This is a genomic window from Streptococcus mitis, assembly GCF_003942695.1.
Taxonomy (GTDB): domain Bacteria; phylum Bacillota; class Bacilli; order Lactobacillales; family Streptococcaceae; genus Streptococcus; species Streptococcus mitis_BD.
On record NZ_RJNU01000001.1, the window covers coordinates 210,963 to 233,751 of the forward strand.

23 protein-coding genes are annotated in these 22,789 nt (G+C 41.8%); 16 read left to right on the top strand and 7 right to left on the bottom strand.

Annotated elements, in window-relative coordinates; translation table 11 throughout:
• Positions 1-6 precede the first annotated feature (6 nt).
• From cysE to dtd, 10 genes are all read left to right on the top strand, one after another.
• A complete protein-coding gene (cysE, locus tag D8852_RS00940) occupies positions 7-624 on the top strand; it encodes a serine O-acetyltransferase (RefSeq protein WP_125416353.1) in 618 nt (205 codons plus the stop codon).
• A gap of 11 nt (positions 625-635) precedes the next feature.
• Positions 636-1,502 carry a GNAT family N-acetyltransferase gene (locus tag D8852_RS00945; RefSeq protein ID WP_125416351.1) on the top strand — a complete coding sequence of 289 codons (867 nt, stop codon included), beginning with the start codon at positions 636-638 and terminating at the stop codon, positions 1,500-1,502.
• A gap of 4 nt (positions 1,503-1,506) precedes the next feature.
• Positions 1,507-2,271 carry a nucleoside phosphorylase gene (locus D8852_RS00950; RefSeq protein ID WP_125416349.1) on the top strand — a complete coding sequence of 255 codons (765 nt, stop codon included), beginning with the start codon at positions 1,507-1,509 and terminating at the stop codon, positions 2,269-2,271.
• Between the two features lie 8 nt (positions 2,272-2,279).
• A complete protein-coding gene (locus tag D8852_RS00955) occupies positions 2,280-2,801 on the top strand; it encodes a dihydrofolate reductase family protein (protein WP_125424703.1) in 522 nt (173 codons plus the stop codon).
• A 17-nt stretch (positions 2,802-2,818) separates the two neighbouring features.
• On the top strand, positions 2,819-4,162 hold the full coding sequence (gene cysS / locus D8852_RS00960) for a cysteine--tRNA ligase (protein WP_038804836.1): 1,344 nt from the start codon (positions 2,819-2,821) through the stop codon (positions 4,160-4,162).
• Positions 4,155-4,541, top strand: a complete 387-nt coding sequence (locus tag D8852_RS00965; protein ID WP_125424704.1) for a Mini-ribonuclease 3 — start codon at positions 4,155-4,157, stop codon at positions 4,539-4,541. The genes cysS and D8852_RS00965 overlap by 8 nt, the downstream gene beginning before the upstream one ends.
• Before the next feature lie 3 nt (positions 4,542-4,544).
• Positions 4,545-5,414 carry a helix-turn-helix domain-containing protein gene (locus tag D8852_RS00970; RefSeq protein WP_125424705.1) on the top strand — a complete coding sequence of 290 codons (870 nt, stop codon included), beginning with the start codon at positions 4,545-4,547 and terminating at the stop codon, positions 5,412-5,414.
• 113 nt (positions 5,415-5,527) lie between these two features.
• Entirely contained in the window at positions 5,528-6,658 is a 1,131-nt protein-coding gene (locus D8852_RS00975) for an ABC transporter ATP-binding protein (RefSeq protein WP_000229937.1), read from the top strand.
• Positions 6,659-6,800: 142 nt separating this feature from the next.
• A complete protein-coding gene (locus D8852_RS00980) occupies positions 6,801-9,017 on the top strand; it encodes a RelA/SpoT family protein (RefSeq protein WP_125424706.1) in 2,217 nt (738 codons plus the stop codon).
• Between the two features lie 18 nt (positions 9,018-9,035).
• Entirely contained in the window at positions 9,036-9,479 is a 444-nt protein-coding gene (dtd, locus tag D8852_RS00985; RefSeq protein WP_084949175.1) for a D-aminoacyl-tRNA deacylase, read from the top strand.
• Positions 9,480-9,509: 30 nt separating this feature from the next.
• Here the strand turns inward: dtd and D8852_RS10115 are convergent, their stop codons facing one another.
• The 6 genes from D8852_RS10115 to D8852_RS01015 form a co-directional block, all read right to left on the bottom strand.
• Positions 9,510-9,923, bottom strand: coding sequence for a hypothetical protein (locus D8852_RS10115; protein WP_125424707.1), 414 nt, complete (start codon positions 9,921-9,923; stop codon positions 9,510-9,512).
• A gap of 107 nt (positions 9,924-10,030) precedes the next feature.
• A complete protein-coding gene (locus tag D8852_RS00995; protein WP_125424708.1) occupies positions 10,031-10,681 on the bottom strand; it encodes a metal-dependent transcriptional regulator in 651 nt (216 codons plus the stop codon).
• An 83-nt stretch (positions 10,682-10,764) separates the two neighbouring features.
• The gene (tpx, locus tag D8852_RS01000; RefSeq protein ID WP_000206539.1) at positions 10,765-11,259 is read right to left on the bottom strand and encodes a thiol peroxidase; all 495 of its coding nucleotides are present in this window, start codon (positions 11,257-11,259) and stop codon (positions 10,765-10,767) included.
• A 383-nt stretch (positions 11,260-11,642) separates the two neighbouring features.
• A complete protein-coding gene (locus D8852_RS01005; protein ID WP_125424709.1) occupies positions 11,643-12,575 on the bottom strand; it encodes a metal ABC transporter substrate-binding protein in 933 nt (310 codons plus the stop codon).
• 25 nt (positions 12,576-12,600) lie between these two features.
• Positions 12,601-13,449 (bottom strand): metal ABC transporter permease, encoded by an 849-nt coding sequence (locus D8852_RS01010; RefSeq protein ID WP_000634601.1) that lies wholly within the window; start codon positions 13,447-13,449, stop codon positions 12,601-12,603.
• Positions 13,446-14,168, bottom strand: coding sequence for a metal ABC transporter ATP-binding protein (locus tag D8852_RS01015; protein WP_000619158.1), 723 nt, complete (start codon positions 14,166-14,168; stop codon positions 13,446-13,448). Before D8852_RS01015 ends, D8852_RS01010 begins: the two co-directional genes overlap by 4 nt.
• 179 nt (positions 14,169-14,347) lie before the next feature.
• Between D8852_RS01015 and D8852_RS01020 the strand changes: the two genes are divergently transcribed.
• On the top strand, positions 14,348-16,240 hold the full coding sequence (locus D8852_RS01020) for a M13 family metallopeptidase (RefSeq protein ID WP_125424710.1): 1,893 nt from the start codon (positions 14,348-14,350) through the stop codon (positions 16,238-16,240).
• A gap of 39 nt (positions 16,241-16,279) precedes the next feature.
• On the opposite strand, the gene D8852_RS01025 is transcribed toward D8852_RS01020, so the two are convergent.
• On the bottom strand, positions 16,280-16,909 hold the full coding sequence (locus tag D8852_RS01025) for an MBL fold metallo-hydrolase (RefSeq protein WP_038804851.1): 630 nt from the start codon (positions 16,907-16,909) through the stop codon (positions 16,280-16,282).
• A 437-nt stretch (positions 16,910-17,346) separates the two neighbouring features.
• Here D8852_RS01025 and D8852_RS01030 point away from each other — a divergent pair, with 437 nt between their 5' ends.
• The 5 genes from D8852_RS01030 (at position 17,347) to essB (ending at position 22,774) form a co-directional block, all read left to right on the top strand.
• Positions 17,347-17,634 carry a WXG100 family type VII secretion target gene (locus tag D8852_RS01030; protein WP_001173990.1) on the top strand — a complete coding sequence of 96 codons (288 nt, stop codon included), beginning with the start codon at positions 17,347-17,349 and terminating at the stop codon, positions 17,632-17,634.
• Positions 17,635-17,703: 69 nt separating this feature from the next.
• Positions 17,704-20,727: a type VII secretion protein EsaA gene (esaA, locus tag D8852_RS01035; protein WP_125424711.1), complete on the top strand. Its 3,024-nt coding sequence runs from the start codon at positions 17,704-17,706 to the stop codon at positions 20,725-20,727.
• Between the two features lie 3 nt (positions 20,728-20,730).
• Entirely contained in the window at positions 20,731-21,195 is a 465-nt protein-coding gene (essA, locus tag D8852_RS01040; RefSeq protein ID WP_084973108.1) for a type VII secretion protein EssA, read from the top strand.
• 70 nt (positions 21,196-21,265) lie between these two features.
• Positions 21,266-21,505 carry an EsaB/YukD family protein gene (locus tag D8852_RS01045; RefSeq protein WP_000434882.1) on the top strand — a complete coding sequence of 80 codons (240 nt, stop codon included), beginning with the start codon at positions 21,266-21,268 and terminating at the stop codon, positions 21,503-21,505.
• Positions 21,506-22,774, top strand: coding sequence for a type VII secretion protein EssB (gene essB, locus D8852_RS01050; protein WP_125424712.1), 1,269 nt, complete (start codon positions 21,506-21,508; stop codon positions 22,772-22,774).
• The last annotated feature ends 15 nt before the right edge of the window (positions 22,775-22,789 follow it).

Consider the following 22,789-nt stretch of genomic DNA (forward strand, 5'->3'; position numbering starts at 1 on the left):
AAATGTATGGGATGGTGGCGCGAAACCATTGATATTGTAAAAGAAAATGATCCAGCGGCGCGCACCACTTTGGAGGTTCTACTGACTTATCCAGGTGTCAAGGCCTTAGCGGCTCACCGTCTCTCGCATTTTCTCTGGAAGCACGGCTTCAAACTCCTGGCTCGGATGCACAGTCAGTTTTGGCGCTTTTGGACCCAAATCGAGATTCATCCGGGTGCCCAGATTGACTCAGGTGTTTTTATCGACCATGGTTCAGGTCTGGTGATTGGAGAGACGGCGATTGTTGAAAAAGGCGTTCTTCTCTATCACGGAGTGACTCTCGGTGGGACAGGGAAAGACTGTGGCAAACGCCATCCGACTGTGCGTAAAGGAGCTCTCATATCGGCCCATGCCCAAGTTATCGGGCCAGTAGAAATCGGTGAAAATGCCAAAGTCGGTGCAGCAGCAGTTGTCGTGGCAGATGTACCTAGTGATGTAACAGTTGTCGGTATTCCGGCTAAGATCGTCCGCGTTCATGGACAGAAGGATGAGCCTATCATCCACGAAGTCGAAGAAAAACGAGAGTACTACGTCAATAAACTCGAGCAGGCTAAAGAAGCCAGTCACAGATCGTCGGGGTTGTAGAGGATACCTATATGATTCAAGCAAGAAATAAGTTGAGCCAAGAAGAGTTATTTGAAGCGAAAAAACTAATTGACTGTTGCCAAGCCTATGATGGAACTTATCGTGATCCCTATCTTTCTAACATGCTTAATTTTGACCCAAACATGCCCGCCTTTTTCCTTTATTATGAAAAAGGCGAACTTGTTGGTCTATTAACTGTCTATGCTGATGACCAAGATGTGGAAGTGACGATACTGGTTCATCCAAATCATCGCCGTCAGGGAATTGCGCGTGCTTTGTTTACGAGTTTTGAGAAAGAAACGGCTTCTTTCCCTATTCGTTCAGTTACTTTTCAGACAGAACGTATTTTTCTAGAGCGTCATCCTGATTTTGTCAGCAACTGGGGATTGGTCGAGGATGAAGATACAGAAACCTGGTTAGGTAAGGATAGAAGACCTTATCCGTTAACAAAACTTTCCAATCTTGAAGTTTTGTTAGCAGATAGTTCATATCAGGAGCAAATTAGCCAGTTAAAATTTCAGGCATTTTCAGAGGAGCATGAATTGAGAGAAGTTGTGGATAGATATGTCGCCGAAGCTCTGAAGGATCCAGAAAGTCGTCTATATATTTTATTAAAAGACGGTCAGGTTATTGGAACTTGTACGGTAGATTTATCGACTAATACAAATTACCTCTATGGTTTGGTAATATCGGAACCTGAACGTGGAAAAGGCTATGGAAGCTACTTCGTAAAATCTCTTATCAACCAACTGATTGAGCAAAATGATAAGGAATTTCAGATTGCAGTAGAGGACAGCAACGTAGGTGCCAAGCGCTTGTATGAAAAAATCGGCTTTGTCAAACAGACACAGGTAGTTTATCTGAATGAGAAAGAGTAGAAAAATGCTATTAGAAGAATTCGAAAATGTACCTGCTGTTATCGAACCAACTGATCGAAGTATTCGTGGTGGTGGAGAAATCTGTGACACGATTATTTTATCTTTTAATGGAGAAATCGTTGAACGAGTAAAGCAGTTTGAAGATATTTACGAAGGTGGCTATCTAACCAATCTAAATGGCAGACTTCCATGGTATATCTATGAAAAAGATGGGAGAAAGGTAGCAGTTGCTATAGCTACGATTGGAGCCCCAATGGTTGTAGGTCTCTTAGAAGAACTCAAAGCAAGAGGATTTAAGAACTTTATTGTTTTGGGTTCTTGCGGAGTTCTAGATCAGTCTATTCAGGCAGATAAGATTATCCTACCAAGTTCAGCTCTACGTGATGAAGGTACAAGTTACCATTACGCTCCTCCAAGTGATGAGATAGCTTATGATGAAACTTTGCTCTTAACTATGGAAGGAGCCTTGAACAAATCTTGCATCGAGCATATCCGCACCAAGTCTTGGACGACTGATGCCTTTTATCGGGAAACGCCTGATAAGATCAAGCGTCGCTTGGCTGCCGGTGCCCAAGTGGTGGACATGGAAGCTTCAGCTATCATGGCTTGGAGCCAATTTCGCAAGACCAAGGTCTATCAATTCTTCTACACAGCTGACTATGTGGATCATCATAACCGAACCTGGGATGCCCGCCATGAAGATCGGACAGCTGATGCCATGACTTTTTTCACTATCGCTTTGACAATAGCAAAGGAACTAGAAAGGTAACTACAAGAATGGCAGTATATTTTTACGGCTGTATCACCATGGATGGCTACTTGGCAGACAGCCAGCACAGGATAGACTGGCTGCATCAGCTTGGTTCTGTAGAGGATACAGGCTATGATGATTTTTACAGGCAAATGGATATCACCATCATGGGCAAGCGGACCTTTGAGGAAATCCAAGATTTGCAAGATGTAGAAAGTTTTTATCAAGCTACGGAAAACTATGTCTTTACGCATGATAGGCACCTGCCTGTTAGCAATTACCAGCCAGTAGCTGGGGATGTGGTGGACTTTGTTCGCCAGATTGACAAAGGCAAAAATGTCTTTGTGATTGGTGGTAATTCCTTGGTAGGACCGCTCTTGGATGCGGATCTTTTCGACCACCTCATTATTCAGATAGCACCCCTTATCCTAGGAAAGGGGGTTCCCCTCTTTACCCAAGAGGAAGGGCAGCGCTTTTACCAACTGGATAACCTCAGACAATTTGGCCCATTTGCAGAGCTGGTTTTCAGCCGAAAAAGTCAGAAATAGAGAAGGGAGTGGACCGCATGATTAAAATTTACGACACCATGACCCGCAGCCTACGTGAATTTGTGCCCATTGAAGAGGACAAGGTTCGCATGTATGTCTGCGGTCCGACGGTTTATAACTATATCCATGTCGGCAATGCCCGCTCAACAGTAGCTTTTGACACAGTTCGTCGCTATTTTGAGTATCGGGGATTTGAGGTCAATTATATTTCCAATTTTACAGATGTAGATGATAAGATTATTAACCGTGCCAAGGAAGAAGGCATCACGCCTCAGGAGGTTGCGGACAAGTACATCGCTGCCTTTCGTGAGGATGTGACGGCCTTGGGCGTGAAACCTGCGACTCACCATCCGCGTGTAGTGGAGTTTATGGCTGATATCATTCGTTTTGTCGCTGACTTGATTGAAAAAGGTTATGCTTACGAGAGTCAAGGGGATGTTTACTTCCGTGTGGAAAAATCCCACAACTATGCTAAATTGGCCAATAAAACTTTGGAAGATTTGGAACTGGGTGCTTCAGGTCGTACAGATGAAGAAACGGCTCGTAAGGAAAATCCTGTAGACTTTGCTTTATGGAAAGCAGCCAAGCCAAGCGAGATTTCTTGGGATAGTCCTTGGGGAACTGGTCGTCCGGGTTGGCATATCGAGTGTTCGGTCATGTCAACAGAGATTTTGGGAGATACCATTGACATTCACGGTGGTGGAGCTGATCTGGAGTTTCCTCATCACACCAACGAAATTGCCCAGTCAGAAGCCAAAACAGGCAAGACCTTTGCCAACTACTGGATGCACAATGGCTTTGTCAATATCGACAATGTCAAGATGTCCAAGTCTTTGGGGAATTTTATCACCGTACATGATGCCCTTAAAACTCTTGATGGGCAAGTACTTCGTTTCTTCTTTGCGACACAACATTATCGTAAGCCTATCAACTTTACGGAAAAAGCAGTGCGTGATGCAGAGACAAATCTCAAGTATCTAAAGAACACCTACGAGCAACCATTTTCTGGGACTGTAGATGCTCAAGAGTTACAGGACTTTAAAGATAAGTTTGTAGCCGCTATGGATGAGGATTTCAACTCTGCCAATGGTATCACAGTAGTTTTTGAAATGGCCAAATGGATCAACTCAGGCAACTATGATGCAAGTGTTAAGGAAGCTCTTGCGGATATGTTGGAGGTCTTTGGGATTGTTTTTCTTGAGGAAGTTTTGGATGCAGACATTGAAGCCTTAATCCAAAAACGCCAAGAAGCGCGTGCCAATCGTGACTTTGCGACAGCAGACCAAATCCGTGACCAATTGGCTGCTCAAGGAATTAAGCTACTTGACACCAAGGATGGAGTGAGGTGGACACGTGATTGATGTCAATCTCATTAACGGGATTGCGTTGGCTTTTGAGGGAGATGCAGTTTACTCCATGTATATTCGTCGCCATCTCATCCTTAAAGGCATAACCAAACCCAATAAACTCCACCAAGAGGCGACCAAGTATGTGTCAGCCAAGGCTCAGGCTCGCTTGATTGCCCTTATGTTAGAAGAGCAAGTCCTGACGGAAAAGGAAGAAGAAATCTACAAACGTGGTCGCAATACCAATAGCCACACAAAGGCTAAAAATGCTGATGTGGTGACCTACCGCATGTCTACAGGTTTTGAAGCAGTGATGGGCTATCTCCATCTGACTGAAAATGTGGAGCGTCTAGAGACCTTAATTTCTTGGTGCATCCAAAAAGTGGAGGGCTAGAATATGATTGCAAAGGAATTACAAGACTGGTTCCCTGAAGCTCAGATTTCAGATCAGCCAGTAGAGAAACCAGGCTATCTTACTCTCCCTTTAGCTTCTAAGCAGTGGATTTTACTGGAGGAAGCTGGGCTCAGCGAGCGTGAAAAGCAGCTGGTTGCCCTTTTAACCCAGCAGGAGCAGGCTCGTTCGCTCAATCCTTGGTATCCCTATCTGATCGAGGGGAAGGGGCAGGCACCGCAAGCTTTCAAAAAGATTCAGCTGGTTTATTGCCATCTTTCCTATTTCCAACAGGAAAATCTATCCTCTTGGCTAGACATGATGCAAACTCTCTTTCCCAACTGTCAGACAGTATTGCAGGTCGGAGTTCAGGACTATGTTTTTGTTCTCCAGCAAGATAAATACACTTCTGTTCGCTCAATCTTATCCGATACGATTGAGGCAGTAGAGTATGACTTTGGTCTTCGTCTATCTATCATGTTGGGGCAGGTTTGGTCTCAGACTGGGTATCAGGCTCTGTCAGATTTAATCCAAGCAGAGCGGGACTTGTTTAAGGCTTGGTGGCGTCAAGGTCATCAAGGTGTTCATACTTTTTCACAGCTCTATCTCTGGAGTCTTGGGGAAGGACTGGTTGACCATAGAATTATCAAAGACTACCTTCGTCAGTTGATTCTGGACCAAGATCAGATTCAGGAAATCATTCTTTCTCTCTGGGAAAATAGTGCTGTCCTAACTAAAACAGCCCAGCAACTCTATCTGCACCGCAATTCTCTCCAATATAAGATTGATAAATGGGAAGAGTTAACAGGACTTCAGTTGAAGGAGTTGACAGATCTCACCTTGTGTTATCAGTTGATTTTACCAGATATTCTCTAAAGTTTTGTGCAAGTTGCACAGAACTTTTTTATTTTTTTGGTCACCTTGCCATAGAAAAGTAAAGCGTTTTCATCTATAATAAAACTATCAAAAGACAAAAGGAGTTCACCTCGATGGTAGAATTAAATCTTAAAAATATTTACAAAAAATATCCAAACAGCGAACACTACTCAGTTGAAGACTTCAACTTGGACATCAAAGACAAGGAATTTATCGTTTTCGTAGGTCCTTCAGGATGTGGTAAATCAACAACTCTTCGTATGATTGCGGGTCTTGAAGACATTACAGAAGGTACTGCATCTATCGATGGCGTGGTTGTCAACGACGTAGCTCCAAAAGACCGTGACATCGCCATGGTTTTCCAAAACTACGCTCTTTACCCACACATGACTGTTTATGACAACATGGCTTTTGGTTTGAAATTGCGTAAATACAGCAAGGAAGATATCGACAAACGTGTGCAAGAAGCAGCAGCAATCCTTGGTTTGAAAGAATTCTTGGATCGTAAACCAGCTGACCTTTCAGGTGGTCAACGTCAACGTGTTGCCATGGGTCGTGCCATCGTCCGTGATGCAAAAGTATTCTTGATGGATGAACCTTTGTCAAACTTGGATGCCAAACTTCGTGTATCTATGCGTGCTGAAATCGCGAAGATTCACCGTCGTATCGGAGCTACAACTATCTACGTAACCCACGACCAAACAGAAGCGATGACACTTGCAGACCGTATCGTTATCATGTCAGCAACTAAGAACCCTGCTGGTACAGGTACTATCGGACGTGTTGAACAAATCGGTACACCTCAAGAAGTTTACAAAAACCCAGTTAACAAGTTCGTTGCAGGATTCATCGGAAGCCCAGCTATGAACTTCATCAATGTGAAATTAGAAGGCAATGAAATTGTTTCTGACGGTTTCCGCTTGAAAGTTCCAGAAGGTGCTTTGAAAGTTCTTCGTGAAAAAGGCTACGAAGGAAAAGAATTGATCTTCGGTATTCGTCCAGAAGACGTGAATGCAGAACCTGCTTTCCTTGAAACATTCCCAGAATCAGTTGTAAAAGCAACTATCTCTGTATCAGAATTACTTGGTTCAGAATCTCACCTTTACTGCCAAGTTGGTAAAGATGAATTTGTTGCCAAAGTGGATGCTCGTGACTACTTGCAAACAGGTGCAACAGTTGAGCTTGGATTTGACTTGAACAAAGCACACTTCTTCGATGTAGAAACTGAAAAAACAGTCTACTAACCAAATGAAATGTCAAAACACTGCTAGAGAAATCTGGCAGTGTTTTTCTTTTAATTGCTTAGGCTAGGCATGAAAACAGGCTTTTCTAGTTTTAATATTCTTAAAAAAGTGATAAAATGGTAGGAAGAATTGGAGAAAATAAATGCCGAAAGAAGTGAATTTGTCGGGCGATGAGGTTGTCGCTTTAACGCAAAAATATTTATCGAAAGAAGATGTTGCTTTTGTACATAAAGCCTTGGTTTATGCAGTTGAATGCCATAGTGGTCAATATCGTAAATCTGGCGAGCCCTATATTATTCATCCCATTCAGGTAGCAGGCATTCTGGCTAAGCTCAAGCTGGATGCCGTAACCGTTGCCTGTGGTTTTTTGCATGATGTGGTTGAGGACACAGAGGCGACACTGGATGATTTGGAGAGAGAGTTCGGTCATGATGTTCGGGTTATCGTTGATGGGGTGACTAAACTTGGTAAGGTTGAGTACAAATCACTCGAGGAGCAATTGGCGGAAAATCACCGCAAGATGCTCATGGCCATGTCTGAGGATATCCGTGTTATCTTGGTTAAATTATCGGACCGCTTGCATAACATGAGGACGCTCAACCACCTACGAAAGGACAAGCAGGAACGCATTTCCAGAGAAACCATGGAAATCTATGCTCCACTTGCTCATCGTCTGGGGATTTCCAGCGTCAAGTGGGAGTTGGAAGACTTGTCCTTCCGATATCTCAACCCAACTGAGTTTTACAAAATCACTCACATGATGAAGGAAAAACGCAGAGAGCGTGAGGCTTTGGTCGATGAAGTCGTGACAAAGTTAGAGGAATACACTTCCGAACGCAATCTAAAAGGGAAAATCTATGGCCGTCCCAAGCATATCTACTCTATCTATCGCAAGATGCAGGATAAGAAGAAACGCTTTGAGGAGATTTATGACCTGATTGCCATTCGCTGTATCTTAGATACCCAGAGTGATGTTTACGCCATGCTGGGTTATGTGCATGAACTTTGGAAACCTATGCCAGGCCGTTTCAAAGACTATATCGCAAACCGTAAGGCCAATGGTTACCAGTCTATCCATACGACTGTCTATGGACCAAAAGGACCGATTGAATTCCAGATTCGTACCAAAGAAATGCACGAAGTTGCTGAGTACGGGGTTGCGGCTCACTGGGCTTATAAGAAAGGAATCAAAGGTCAGGTCAACAGCAAAGAGTCTGCGATTGGTATGAACTGGATCAAGGAAATGATGGAATTACAAGACCAGGCTGACGATGCCAAGGAATTTGTCGAGTCTGTTAAGGAAGAGTATCTGGCGGAGGAGATTTACGTCTTTACTCCAGATGGTGCAGTTCGCTCCCTTCCAAAAGATTCAGGCCCGATTGATTTTGCCTATGAAATCCATACCAAAGTCGGTGAAAAAGCAACCGGTGCCAAGGTCAATGGCCGTATGGTTCCTCTGACAACTAAGCTCAAAACTGGAGATCAGGTCGAAATTGTAACCAACCCCAACTCTTTTGGCCCGAGTCGTGACTGGCTCAACATGGTTAAGACCAGCAAGGCACGCAACAAGATTCGTCAGTTCTTTAAAAATCAAGACAAGGAATTGTCTGTTAATAAGGGACGCGAACTGCTGATTAATCAGCTCCAAGAGAATGGCTATGTGGCTAATAAGTATATGGACAAGCGGCACATGGATCAAGTCCTTCAAAAGACCAGCTACAAGACAGAAGACTCCCTCTTTGCTGCTATCGGTTTTGGAGAAATCAGTGCTATTACCGTCTTTAACCGTCTGACTGAAAAGGAACGCCGTGAGGAGGAACGTGCCAAAGCTAGGGCTGAGGCTGATGAGTTAGTTAAGGGTGGCGAGGTTAAGGTTGAGAATAAGGAGAAGCTCAAGGTCAAGCATGAGGGCGGTGTGGTAATCGAAGGCGCCTCAGGTCTCTTGGTTCGGATTGCCAAGTGTTGTAATCCAGTGCCGGGTGATGATATTGTCGGCTACATCACCAAGGGGCGTGGTGTGGCCATTCACCGTGTGGACTGTATGAATCTCCGTGCCCAAGAAAACTACGAGCAACGTCTCCTTGATGTGGAATGGGAAGATCAATTCTCAAGCAAGGAATATATTGCCCACATCGATATCTACGGGCTCAACCGTACAGGTCTCTTAAATGATGTTCTGCAAGTTCTCTCTAATACGACCAAGAATATCTCGACCGTTAACGCCCAACCAACTAAGGATATGAAATTTGCCAATATCCATGTCTCCTTTGGCATCTCAAACCTCTCAACTCTAACGACAGTAGTTGATAAGATTAAAAGTGTGCCAGAAGTCTACTCTGTCAAACGAACCAATGGCTAAGATCTAGAAAGGATTTTTATGAAAATCATCATTCAACGAGTCAAAAAAGCCCAAGTGAGTATCGAAGGTCCGGTTCAGGGAAAAATCAATCAGGGGCTCTTATTGTTGGTCGGTGTAGGCCCAGAGGACCAAGAGGAAGATCTGGATTATGCTGTGAGAAAACTGGTCAACATGCGGATTTTTTCAGATGCAGAAGGCAAGATGAACCTGTCTGTCAGGGATATTGAAGGGGAAATTCTTTCTATTTCTCAGTTTACCCTCTTTGCAGATACCAAGAAAGGCAATCGTCCAGCTTTTACTGGCGCAGCCAAGCCTGATATGGCATCAGATTTCTATGACACTTTCAACCAAAAGCTAGCTCAGGAAGTGTCCGTTCAGACAGGCATCTTTGGAGCGGATATGCAGGTGGAGCTGGTAAATGATGGGCCAGTTACCATCATTCTTGATACTAAAAATAGATAAGAAAACCAAGCCAGCTGGCTTGGTTTTTGTTTATAGACACTCCCATAAAGAGGTATGTTTGTTGTAAAAGTCGGGATAGTTTTCTCTTAGGTGGCTAGCCGTTATATAATATAAAGTAGAATGACAGGAAGTAAAGACTGGAGTAAGAGAGTAGAAATATTGAGGGCCAGTGATTGCTAAAAAGACAAATAATAGAAAATCGCTGATGAGCACCCCTAAATAGTAGAGGCGAATTTTTTTGTTCATCTGAGGATAAATCTCAGAGAAATGTTTTTTGAGTCGGAAGACCAAGCGAGACAGCAGTAGTCCCTGAGCGAGGATGAAAATGAAGCAAAAAATCAGACCTCTCTCCAAAGAAAGTTCGTATCGGGGTCTGAAAGTTACCAACAGTAGCAAATCGCTGAGTGCAATAGCTGCAAAATGGATTCTAAAGAGCTTTTTCATAAGATAACCTCCCTCTTTTATCTATCTTCATTCTACACCAAAAGAATGGGACTTACAACTAAAATGACAAAAAATCCCTGAAAGGAACTTCTTTCAGGAATAAGGGCTTAGTTGATTTTTTCGACATAGAGTTGTTTGGCGATATCCATACTAATTTGGAGGTCTTCACCTTTGTTGACCAGTGTAAAGGTATTGGAAAAATTATCAAACTGTTTGACTTTGACTTGGTCACCGATATGAATCTCATGCTTTTCTAGATATTTGAGTAGTTCAAAACTATCATGAACGCGAGTCAGGAGATAGGTTCCAGCTTCTTGGACGTCTGCCAGTGGTAAGTTGTTGATTTCAATCAATAGCTCCCCCTTGGCTGGGATGGTTCCTCCGTGGGGGCAGGTTTTAGGGAAACCCAGCAGTTTATCCAGTCTCTCTACGAAGAGGTCAGATACAGTGTGCTCTAGGACCTCAGCTTCTTCGTGGATCTGGTCACTGGTATAGTCGAGATGGTGAACTAGAAAGACTTCAATCAACCGGTGTTTGCGATAGAGCTCGGAGACTAGTTTGAGCCCAATATCTGTCAATAGATAGCCATTCTCCTTGTCCTTGAGGATGAGATTTTCACTTTTCATGCGTTTGATCATCTCTGTTACGGCAGGTGGAGAGACTTGCATACGGGCAGCAATTTCTTTATTGGTGATTTTTTGCATTTCCGTACCGATTTCATAAATACATTTTAGGTAGTCTTCTTTATTTGGCGTCATTCGTTTCCTCTTGTCTTTTCTCTCCATCTAGTATATCAAAAAAAGCTAGATTTCTCTAGCCTTCTGCCCTAATGGCTTTGATTTTAGTCCAGTTCTTTCACTGCGGCAATAGCAGCTTCAAAGTCTGGTTCCGTGTTGATGTTGTCAACGTATTCTACGTAACGGATGACATTGTCAGTATCGAGAACAAAGACAGCACGTGCAAGGAGATGCCATTCGTTGATCAAGAGGGCATAATCGCGCCCGAAAGAATGGTCAAAATAGTCTGAAAGCATGATAGCATTGTCAAGGCCTTCAGCCCCGCACCAGCGTCCTTGGGCAAATGGTAGGTCCATAGAAACAGTAAGAACGACGGTATTGTCGAGGTTGGCAAGTTCTTGGTTGAATCGACGTGTTTGCGTTGAGCAGATACCAGTATCGATAGAAGGGACAACACTCAAAACTTTTTTCTTTCCATCAAAGTCAGCTAGCGTTTTTTTAGAGAGATCGGTTGTCGTAAGAGAAAAGTCAAGTGCCTTGTCTCCGACTTGCAGTTGTTTACCTGTAAAAGTTACAGGATTTCCGAGAAAAGTGGTCATGAAACTACTCCATTCTTTTTTCTTTTATTCTACCGAGAATTGTCAGATTTTTCCAATGATTTGACTGGAAATTAAAAGAGAAAAAAACGTCCGTTCATGTGAGAACGACGTTTTTTAAATTTTAGTTTTATTATGATATTTCTTTTAAGTAGTGCGGACGGAAGCAACTTCCTTCGGAATTTCATCCCTAATTTTTGAGCCTAACGTCTCAAAAATTCCGTCCTAGATAAGTACAGAGTTCTTATCTAGGATACCACTACGGAAAGAAATATCTGTTAAAATTTGATCTCGTTTACATGTATAATGATTGAGCTATCAAAGCAGAAACAAAAAGAACGATAAAGCAAGTTTATAATCTAGGATAAGATAGGTGAATGGCTAGATTACTTAGACAAACCTTCAGCAATCTTGTCAAGGTTGTATTTCATCATGTTGTAGTAGCTGTCACCTTCTTTACCTTCTTCAGCGATTGAGTCAGTAAAGATTTGTGCGTAGATTGGGATATTTGTGTCTTGTGAAACAGTCTTCATTGGACGGTCATCGACACTTGATTCAACAAAGAGGGATGGAACTTTTGTTTGGCGAAGTTTTTCAACCAAGGTCTTGATTTGGTCAGGTGTACCTTCTTCTTCCGTGTTGATTTCCCAGATGTAGGCACTTGGAACTCCGTAAGCTTTAGAGAAGTATTTGAAGCATCCTTCGCTGGTTACAATGAGTTTTTTCTCAGCAGGGATATTGTTAAATTTCTCTTTAGCTTCCTTGTCCAGTTTGTCTAGCTTTTCAGTATAGTCTTTGAGATTTTTTTCGTAGAATTCCTTGTTGCTAGGGTCTTTTGCAATCAACTGTTTAGCGATATTTTTAGCATAAATTATCCCATTTTCAAGGTTGAGCCAAGCGTGTGGGTCTTCTTTGCCTTTCTCGTTTTGACCTTCAAGGTAGATGATATCTACGCCGTCACTAACTGCATAGTAGTCTTTGTTTTCAGTTTTCTTGGCATTTTCGACCAATTTGGTAAACCAAGCATTGCCACCTGTTTCAAGGTTGATACCGTTATAGAAAATGAGGTCAGCCTCAGAAGTTTTCTTTACGTCTTCAGGAAGTGGTTCGTACTCGTGTGGGTCTTGACCAACAGGAACGATACTATGAAGATCAATCTTGTCACCAGCGATATTTTTAGTAATATCAGCAATGATAGAGTTAGTCGCTACAACCTTTAGTTTTTGGTTTGTAGATGCTGTATCTTTTTTCCCACTAGCACAGGCAGCTAATCCAATGATAGAAAGAAAAAGAACGAGCAATGTACCTAATTTTTTCATTAGATTCCTCCAGAAGGGTTTCCCCTTATTTATTGATTTTTTTATTTTTTAGTTTCAAGTATCGTTGCTTTGGAGAGATAAAGAAACTGATTAAGAAGAAGCTGGCAGATGTGAGCACGATGCTGGATCCTGCTGCGAGGTTGAAGCTATAGCCGATAAAGAGTCCCAAAACAGAAGCGGTTGCCCCTAGGGTTGATGAAAGAAAAATCATGCTCTTTAGGCTATTAGCATAAAGGTAAGCCGTCGCAGCTGGGGTGATCAACATGGCCACGATAAGAATCGTTCCAACACTTTGCATGGCAGTGACTGACACAAGGGTCAAGAGTACCATGAGGAGGTAGTGATAGAAATTAACAGGCATTCCCATGGCTTTAGCCAAAAGCTCGTCAAAGGATGTAATCAATAGTTGTTTAAAGAAAATCCCGATAATCAAGAGAATCAATGCCCCCACACCAATGGTGATCCACATGTCCGTATCTTGGACAGCGAGGATATTCCCAAAAAGGATATGGAAGAGGTCTGTCGAACTCTTGGCAACACTAATCAAGATGACACCTAAGGCTAAGAAAGATGAAAAGGTAATACCAATGGCAGTGTCACTCTTGATGATAGAGTTCCCCTTGATGTAGGTAATGATGATGGAAGCCATCAAGCCAAAGATGATCGCTCCAATAAAGAAATCAATTCCCAGGATAAAGGAAAGGGCTACGCCGGGCAAAACTGCGTGAGAGATGGCATCCCCCATGAGAGACATTCCACGTAAGATGATAAAACATCCCACGGCTCCAGCAACCACCCCGATGACTATAGCTGTTATCAGGGCATTTTGTAGGAAATGGAAATGTTGCAATCCATCGATAAATTCTACTATCATAGGTCACCTCCATTAAAGAAGAGCTTACTACCATAAGCTTTTTTGAGATTGACTTCGGTAAAGGTTTCTTCAGTTGAACCAATAGCAACCAATTCTCGATTGAGAAGCATAACTTGGTCGAAATAATGAGGGACTTTGCTGAGGTCATGATGGACGATGAGAACTGTTTTACCAGCTTTTTTAAGGTCTCTCAGTGTATTCATGATAATCTCTTCACTGATCGAGTCAATCCCGACAAAAGGCTCATCTAAAAAGATGTAGTCAGCTTCCTGCACTAAGCAGCGGGCAATCAAAACACGTTGGAATTGTCCTCCAGAGAGCTGACTGATTTGGCGATCAGCATAGTCTGAGAGTCCAACGATTTCAAGTGCATCCGCCACTTTTTTCCAGTGGCTGGCCTTTAAAGTGTGGAAGAGCGGGATAGATGGATAGAGTCCCAGTGAGACACATTCCTTGACCTTGATAGGGAAATTGTAGTCGATATGGATTTTTTGCTCGACATAGGCAACTCGATGTAAAGATTTCTTGACTTCTTTGTCATCGAGAAAGGCCTGACCTTCGTGTGGGATAATTCCCAACATACTTTTTAATAAAGTTGATTTTCCAGCACCGTTTGGACCAATAATTCCGGTAATAGTTGGTCCGTGGAGCACTAGTGAAATATCCTTTAGTGCCAACGTTTCTTTGTAGGAGACACTGAGGTTTTCGATACGTATCATATAGTTGTTTTCCTCCTGTCTTTTAATATACATTAAAAAAAAAATTAAGTCAAGTTAATTTTTAAAAAATTTAAAATAATAACTGAAAAATGAAGAAAAAAGAGAGACCATTTTTAATTGCATTCCCAAGTGTTTTTTGCTAAGCTAAGAATAAGTGAAAAAATGAAAGCGAGAACAAGATGACACGTTATCAAGACGATTTTTATGATGCAATCAATGGAGAATGGGAAAAAACAGCTGTTATTCCAGCTGATAAATCTCGAACAGGTGGCTTTATTGACCTTGATGAGGAAATTGAAGAGTTAATGCTGGCAACTACGGACAAGTGGTTGGAAGGCGAAGATGTTCCAGAGGATGCTATCCTCTCAAACTTTGTTAAGTACCATCGTATGGTACGTGATTTTGACAAGAGAGAAGCAGATGGAATCAAGCCCGTTTTGCCAATGCTCAAGGAATACCTAGACTTGGAGAGCTTTGCAGATTTCACCAGCAAACTAGCAGAATTTGAACTAGCAGGCAAGCCAAACTTCCTTCCCTTTGGTGTATCACCAGACTTTATGGATGCCAGAACCAATGTTCTCTGGGCAAGTGCACCAGGGACGATTTTGCCAGATACGACTTACTACGCTGAAGACCATCCTCAGCGTGAGGAACTCTTGACTCTTTGGAAGGAAAGTACCACAAATCTTCTTAAAGCCTATGATTTTTCAGATGAGGAAATCGCAGATTTGTTAGAGAAGAGATTGGAATTGGACCGCCGTATCGCAGCAGTAGTCCTTTCAAACGAAGAAAGTTCAGAATATGCCAAACTCTATCATCCATACGCTTATGAAGACTTCAAGAAATTTGCCCCTGCCCTACCTTTGGATGATTTCTTCCAAGCCGTTCTTGGGCAAGTGCCTGACAAGGTTATCGTAGATGAGGAACGTTTCTGGCAAGCAGCGGATCAATTTTACAGTGAAGAAGCTTGGCCTCTACTTAAAGCAACCTTGATTTTGGCTGTGGTGAATCTTTCAACCAGCTATCTCACAGACGAGATTCGTGTCTTGTCAGGTGCCTACGGACGTGCCCTTTCAGGTGTTCCAGAAGCTCAGGATAAGGTTAAGGCTGCTTATCATTTGGCCCAAGGTCCCTTTAAGCAAGCCCTTGGTCTCTGGTATGCGCATGAAAAATTCTCCCCAGAAGCAAAGGCGGATGTAGAGAAAAAAGTAGCGACTATGATCGATGTTTATAAGGAACGTTTGGCTAAGAATGACTGGCTCACTCCTGAAACGCGTGACAAGGCAATCGTCAAACTCAATGTCATCAAGCCTTATATCGGTTATCCAGAGGAATTGCCAGCCCGCTACAAGGACAAGGTTGTAGATGAGAATGCTAGCCTCTTTGAGAATGCCCTAGCCTTTGCGCGTGTGGAAATCAAGCACAGCTGGAGCAAGTGGAACCAGCCAGTGGACTACAAGGAGTGGGGGATGCCAGCACATATGGTCAATGCCTACTACAATCCTCAGAAGAACTTGATTGTCTTCCCAGCGGCCATTTTACAGGCGCCTTTCTATGACTTGCATCAGTCGTCTTCGGCTAACTACGGTGGAATTGGTGCGGTTATTGCCCATGAGATTTCTCATGCCTTTGATACTAACGGGGCTTCCTTTGATGAAAATGGTAGCCTCAAGGATTGGTGGACTGAGAATGACTATGCTGCCTTCAAGGAAAAGACTCAGAAAGTTATCGACCAGTTTGATGGTCAAGAATCTTACGGAGCAAGGATCAACGGAAAACTAACCGTATCAGAAAATGTTGCCGACTTAGGAGGGATCGCTGCAGCCCTTGAAGCTGCCAAGAGAGAACCAGACTTCTCTGCTGAAGAATTCTTCCACAACTTTGCTCGTATCTGGCGCATGAAAGGTCGTCCGGAGTTGATGAAACTCATGGCTAGTGTCGATGTCCACGCGCCAGCTAAACTCCGTGTCAACATCCAAGTACCCAACTTCGATGACTTCTTTACAACTTATGATGTAAAAGAAGGCGACGGTATGTGGCGCGCACCAGAGGATCGTGTGATTATTTGGTAAGACTAAAACCAAGGATAGCATCCTTGGTTTTTTTGCTTGCTAGAAAAAGGGATTAAAAGTCTTTTCGTGAGCGATAGTCGTAGCTGGACCATGGCCGGGGTAGACGTCGTAGTTAGGAAGAGTGAAGAGTTGAGTCTGAATGCTATGGAGGAGTTGTTCCATGCTACCAGTAGGGAGGTCGGTCCGTCCGATGGTTTCGCGGAAAAGAGCATCTCCCGTCAAGACTAGATGGGCATCAGGAAAGACTAGGGAAACACCACCGATAGAGTGGCCTGGGGTTGGTAGAGCAGTAAAACGGAATTCTTCAAGCTGGTATTCTTCATGAAAAACAAAGGTGTGCTCAGCAGGTTTTGAGACCACATCTTCCATGTCATCATGTCGAGGGAGACCAGAGAGATTATCTACAGGTGTATAAAGCCAAGATGCTTCACTCTCTGCTACATAAACTGGGGGATTTCCAAAAGTATCTCTGACCAAGTCAAGACTCATAATATGGTCGTAGTGGGTGTGGGTCAGCAGAATCGCGCAGACTGGTTTGTTGATTTTCTCGATGGTCTTGCGAATGGCTTCCCAATGGCTACCTGGGTCAACCACAATCAGGTGATGGTCTCCCTCTATGTAGTAGGTGTTTTCATAGGCAACAGGATTGACAGTTTTATGGATTTTCATAGGATTTCCTCTCTCAAAGAATGTACTGATATCAGTATAACACAGAAGAGAAGGCTTAGGGTATTAGAAGTTCCGTCTTTTTTGATTCGTGGGCTGTATCTTTAGTTTCATTTTAAACCATTATAATTAAAAGTTTCAAAATGAAACCAGTCCACTTAAGTAAACACCTCATTAATACTGAATTTTTCAACTCTTAAATACTGAAACGGGTTAATCATTACTGAGTAGAAAAGAATGTCAAAAAAGGGAAGAACTGCCCCAAAGGTTAGAATTATCTGTCTAACTTTTTAGGGGCAGTACATCCAAGACTTTTTACTTATCCTTAGATAGAAAAGGGTTTTATCTTTAATTAATTATCATAAAATTGAGTTTTAAGCTTGCGGTTGGCTAAAATTGTTGATATAATGAAGGTATAAATTAATTTAAAGGAGATTCACATGGCTTTAATTCAATTAACACCAGAAGATCTACGTACATCTGCTCAAAAATACACTAGTGGTGCCGAAGAAGTAAGACAAGTTCTTCGTACATTAAGCAACGAACAAGAAACTATCAGAAGTAACTGGAAAGGTTCAGCTTTTGATAGCTTTGATCAACAGTTTACAGCATTGTCTCCAAAAATTGATGAGTTTGCGACCTTGCTTGATGAAATCAATGCACAGTTGCTTAAAGTTGCGGACATCGTTGAACAAACTGACCAAGATATTGCAGCACAAATTCATTAATTTGTTATAAGTGGCTTTAGGAGGGCGAGAGCCTTCCTATTTTTTATGACGGAGAAGATTTAAAGTAATATGAGGAAGAATAAAATTTTTAAATATATAGGAAGTAGTCTGTTAGCATTAGGATTGCTTGCACTAATGGTTTTTTTGAATCTATCTGTTCAAAAAAATACAACTATTCATAATGAGAATAGTGCAAAAACAAATCAACAGACCAAATTAAATGTGGCTATTGTAAATGAAGATAAGCCAGTCTATGTTGATACAAAAGAGTATAATCTGGGTGCTAGTTATGTAAAAAATATCGAGCGTGACAATTCACAAAATTGGTCTGTTGTGCCTCGTGGAGCCGCGGATGCTGGTCTAGAGAGTGGTAAGTATCAGCTCGTTCTAACTATTCCAAGTGATTTTTCTGAAAAAATACTCGATATTAACAGCATCAATGTTGATAAGACAACCATCAATTATAAGGTGAATGCGCAAGGAAATTTGCAAGTAGAAAATGATGCAAATAAACTAGCAAAAGACATTGTTGCTGATTTGAATGGTCAGTTAGTCGACATGTATATGGCTAGTATTTTGAACAACCTTTATACAGCACAAAAGAATGTTCAAGCTAGCTCGCAGATACAAGCAACCAACATCGGAAACTATCGTACGAACTTATATGGGACAGCTATCAATTCTAAAAATCTTTTCCCAACTCTCTATACGATGTCTAGTTCATCAGTTGACGCCAACAGTACTTTAAAGACAGGTTTGGAGAGCTACTCTCAGATTTTTGGTCATTTCGATGTTTCACAGATTGCCTATGGTGAAAAGTTTGGTACTCTGCTTAAGAATAGGGCCCTTGAGAAGGAAAATCATGCGGATGTTATCACTGGGCTCATCTCTAAGAGTCGAGAAGACGTTCAGAAGCAAGTTGAAGCTTATCAGAAATTAATTGAAGCTCAAGGCAGTCTGACTGCGAATATAGATGGAACAGCAGCATCCTCTGATGGTACGTCATCTGAAGTTGGACCTTCCTATAAAACAGTAGCAGAAAGCATCAGAAAAAAGATTGATAGTTTACAGACCAATCTAACAGATGAAAGAACCAAGTTTGAAAATCATAAAAAGGATATTCATAACTTTATTGATGAGAAATTAGCCACTTACTATGGAACAAGTGAGAAGAGCAAAATCACTCTTGATCAATTTTTGGATAAAGCTGCAAATAAGGACCTAGAGAAGGCTGAAGAATCTCTCAAAAAGCAGTTGGCTTCTGCAATCTCAGAATTACCAAAAGAAGATTTTAGTGGAAAAGAATTTAGTGGTTTTGGTATGACACCGATCACAATTCCTTCTGTAGACTATACATATTTAAAAACAATCAAAGAGCCTAGTGACGAAATCAATTCGACTGATTTGAAGAATTTGGAAAATCAGGCAATCACGAGTACGAGTGCTGTTGGACGAACAGGAACAAAGGCTAAGGTATCATGGAAAGCTGAAACAGGAGTGACAGTTCACTCAGTCACTTATGATGGCACACCGGTTGCCTTAGGCCAAGAGATTGATTTGAAGACTGGTGGGACTTTCAAAGTAGCCTATAGCGTTGCAGCTCCAACTCCAACTACAAGTTCAACTGGGACTCCAAGTCCAGCTCCAAAAGCAGAGCTAAAATCAATTGATATTTCCTTGAATGATGTCCAAGCAGCTAGTGCACCAGTAGATGTGTTAGCCGTTCAGAAAGCAGCAGTTTCTTACGGACAAAAGGTTCAGAAAATAGCTTCTGCCTACCAAAAGGTAGAAGCACTAAAACAAGCATACAATACCGTCAAAGGGTTAAAAAACAGTAATGTGTCTATGGCATTATCAGATATTTGGTTTGAAGCGATTAGTTCAAATCTGAAGAAGTATGAAGATAGCTTAACCACACCTGCTAGCGATACAGATACAGATGGTACTAAAGGGAAAGTAGATAAAGCCTTATCAGAATTGACTACTCTGAAGCCTGTTCTAGAAAAAAATGTGCAAGATATTTTGACTACCAATCAAGAATTGGATACCAAAATAAAGGACCAATTTGAGAAGTACAAACAGTTAAAAGAGAAACTAGAGAATTTAGAAAAAGCACAAGACGGAGGAAATAAAGCCTTTGAAGCTACTGATAATCAATTAGCTGCCCTAAATTCTGATTATGTAGCTCTCTTATCTGAAACTAAGGGTGTGAAGGAGTCTTCTCAAAGCAATGTTAAGGCGGCTGAGTCTGTTAATGAGACTTTAGGTAATTTCAATCGTGAATTGTCAAACGCTCAAACAAGTACTGAAAAGTTGTCTCAAGATGCTGACTCCTTGATGACGCAGTTTAATGAAGAATTGACTAATAATGGAAACTTTGTAGAATCCTTCGTGAAGGTTTTGAATAATGCCTATGAAAATGGGGTACCAAACGAAGTATTGCTGAACTTCTTATCCAACCCTGTTGCTCAAAATTCTACTTCAGTAAAAGCGACTGTCAATGTTTACCGTCCGTTTACATGGATTTTACTATTGGAGATTGTTAGTCTCTTTACAGCTTATCTATTTGCAACTCAAAATATTATTCGAAAAGTTAAAGATAAGTTCAAACTAGATAAGCTACATGATACGGATATTATGACAGTTGGGCTACTCTCTATTTTAGCTGTAGTAGTTGGTCTAGTAGTTGGTATTGTATCGAGTGCACAGCTTCATGTTGGCCGTGAATACCAACCGTCATGGGTCTTGCTGATTGTTTTAGCTACGTTAGTACTGATTCAAGGACAGTATTTATTGCTCAAACATTTCCGAGTGATTGGAATGGGTCTTGCCTTCTTTATGATGATTAGCTTTGTCTATCTATCGAATGCAATTGGGACAACGGCTAGTCTAACAGGCTTCCCAGCATTTATCAAACATCTCAATGCTTTATCAATATTAGAAGCTTTACTCTCAGGATATTTTGATGGGCAACCAGCAAACATTTTAGCATTTGTTGCAATGACGATTGTCGTGGCTGGATTACTTGTTATGAATATTTTTATCAAAGAAAGAAGCTTTTGGCCTCAAGTATTTCAAACTGAGAAAGAATAGGAAATGAAAAAAATAATTCTTTTACTTCTTACCTTAGTAGCATGTGCAGCAGTCTCAATGGCTGCTGCAGATGATTTGAAAGATAATAGTCTCCAGATTGATGACTCCCGACTTGAGAAGAAAGAGGGATTAAAATTTGGATTGCAATCTGAACAAATCAAGGAGCTTTTTAACGAAGCGACTCAAAAGAAGTTGCAAGATATACAGCAGTATCAAGAGGAACAGTTGATCACAGAAAGGGGCCAACTGTTTTCTGCTATACAGGGACCAGTTAAAAAAACTCCTGAAGAGCAGTTGTTTCAACCAAATTCAAAAAAAATAGCTAAATTTCAAACAAATATAGGCCAGGTAGAAAAAAGTGGATTAAGTGACTTTCTTCCAGAGATATTCTATATAGCATTAATTTTCTTGCTTTTTGGAGCAACCGCTGTGATGAGTTATCGTGTGATGGTAGAGGGAATGGATTAAACTTTTAGTAAATCTATCAAGGCAGCTTAGTGAGAAAGAAGACAAATCAGATACAGGAGGCATGTAAGAAGTGGAGCAACATATCAATATTACCCTACGCCTGAAAGAAAGGGATGTGGATATTCGTATTCCACGTCGGATTGAAGTGCGTCGATTAATCCGAGAAGTGGATACCATTTTTAATCCAGGTAAGAAGCGAAAAAAATATCAACTACGAGTTGTTAATAAGGGCTTGTTGCTTGATGAGGGTAAGTATCTGTCGGATTATCCAATGACGACAGGAGATTTAGTAGAGATAGAGGAGATATAGGTGACTGAGGAAAAATTTGTATTTGGTGAACAGCCATTTATCTATGAAAAAAATGAAACAACTTGGCAATTGAGCCTTAAGCGCTCAGATGTAGCGAGTCAGGATTTGCGGGAGCTCCTGCTTTTGGATTTGCATCATCCGCTCTTTTTGGAACAGACCATGGAGGCAGATGAGGATAGTGTGACGTTTAGGTATCAGCTAGAGCCTCATGGTCTTCGTTATGAAGAAGTGAAGAGCCGAACCATTTCAGAGCGGATTCGTTTGGCCCTAAACGTTTTTCGTTTAGAGGGAGCCTTGGAGTTGCCAGTGACCTTCCTTTTGCATCCAGCAAATCTCTTTATTACCAAGGATGCTCAGGCTAAGATTGCTTATCGTGGAATTCCTGATCTGATGGTTCCTCAAACAATATCCCCAGAAGATTTTTTACGTCAGGCTAAGTGTTTTACTGTAACTCTATTTAGGGATTTGGACTTTATGGACCTTTACAATGGTTCCTTGGAATTAGAGACCTTGCCAGACTTTTTAAATGACCTGTGTCAGGCAGATGACATTGCAACAGCAGTTGCTATTTTGGAACGATATTATGTAGAGAAATCTGCGAAAGAACAGGCGGATTTGGTCTTGGTTCCAAGTAGACGGCATCGTGTATTTAAGCTTGCGACGATTTGGTTGACAGCGAGTGTTGTTTTGTTAATCGTTCCACTCATCTATCTGATTTTTGTGCAAAATCCTTTCAAAGAAAAGATGTTGCAGGCAGATACGGCCTTTATCAAGGTGGATTACAGTGGTGTGATTACAGAGTTAGAAGGGATTTCCCCTTCCAGTCTTCCTAATACGCAAAAGTATGAGTTGGCCTATTCTTATATTCAGGGATTGGAATTTTCTTCAGACCAAAAGAAGGTCATCTTGAATAATGTTACCCTCAAGTCGGATGAACTGTACCTGACCTATTGGATTCAAGTTGGGCGTAATCGTTTTGAGGATGCCCTTGATACAGCGAAGCGGATCAATGACAGTGATTTGATTCTCTATGCTTTGACCCAAGAAATCAAGCAGGTTCGTGAGGATGGTCAGTTGTCAGGGAAGGATCGCGAAAGCAAATTGAATGCTTTGGAAAGCGAGTATAAGAAATACTGGGATAGTCGTAGCGCCCTCTTGACTAGTGAGTCTAGCTCAAGTGCGAACTCTGGTGCTTCCAGTCAAGCGGATAAGACATCTGAGACCAAGCCATCGTCAGAGAAAAAGCCTAGCGCTTCCTCAAGCAATTAAAGGAGACCAAGGAGA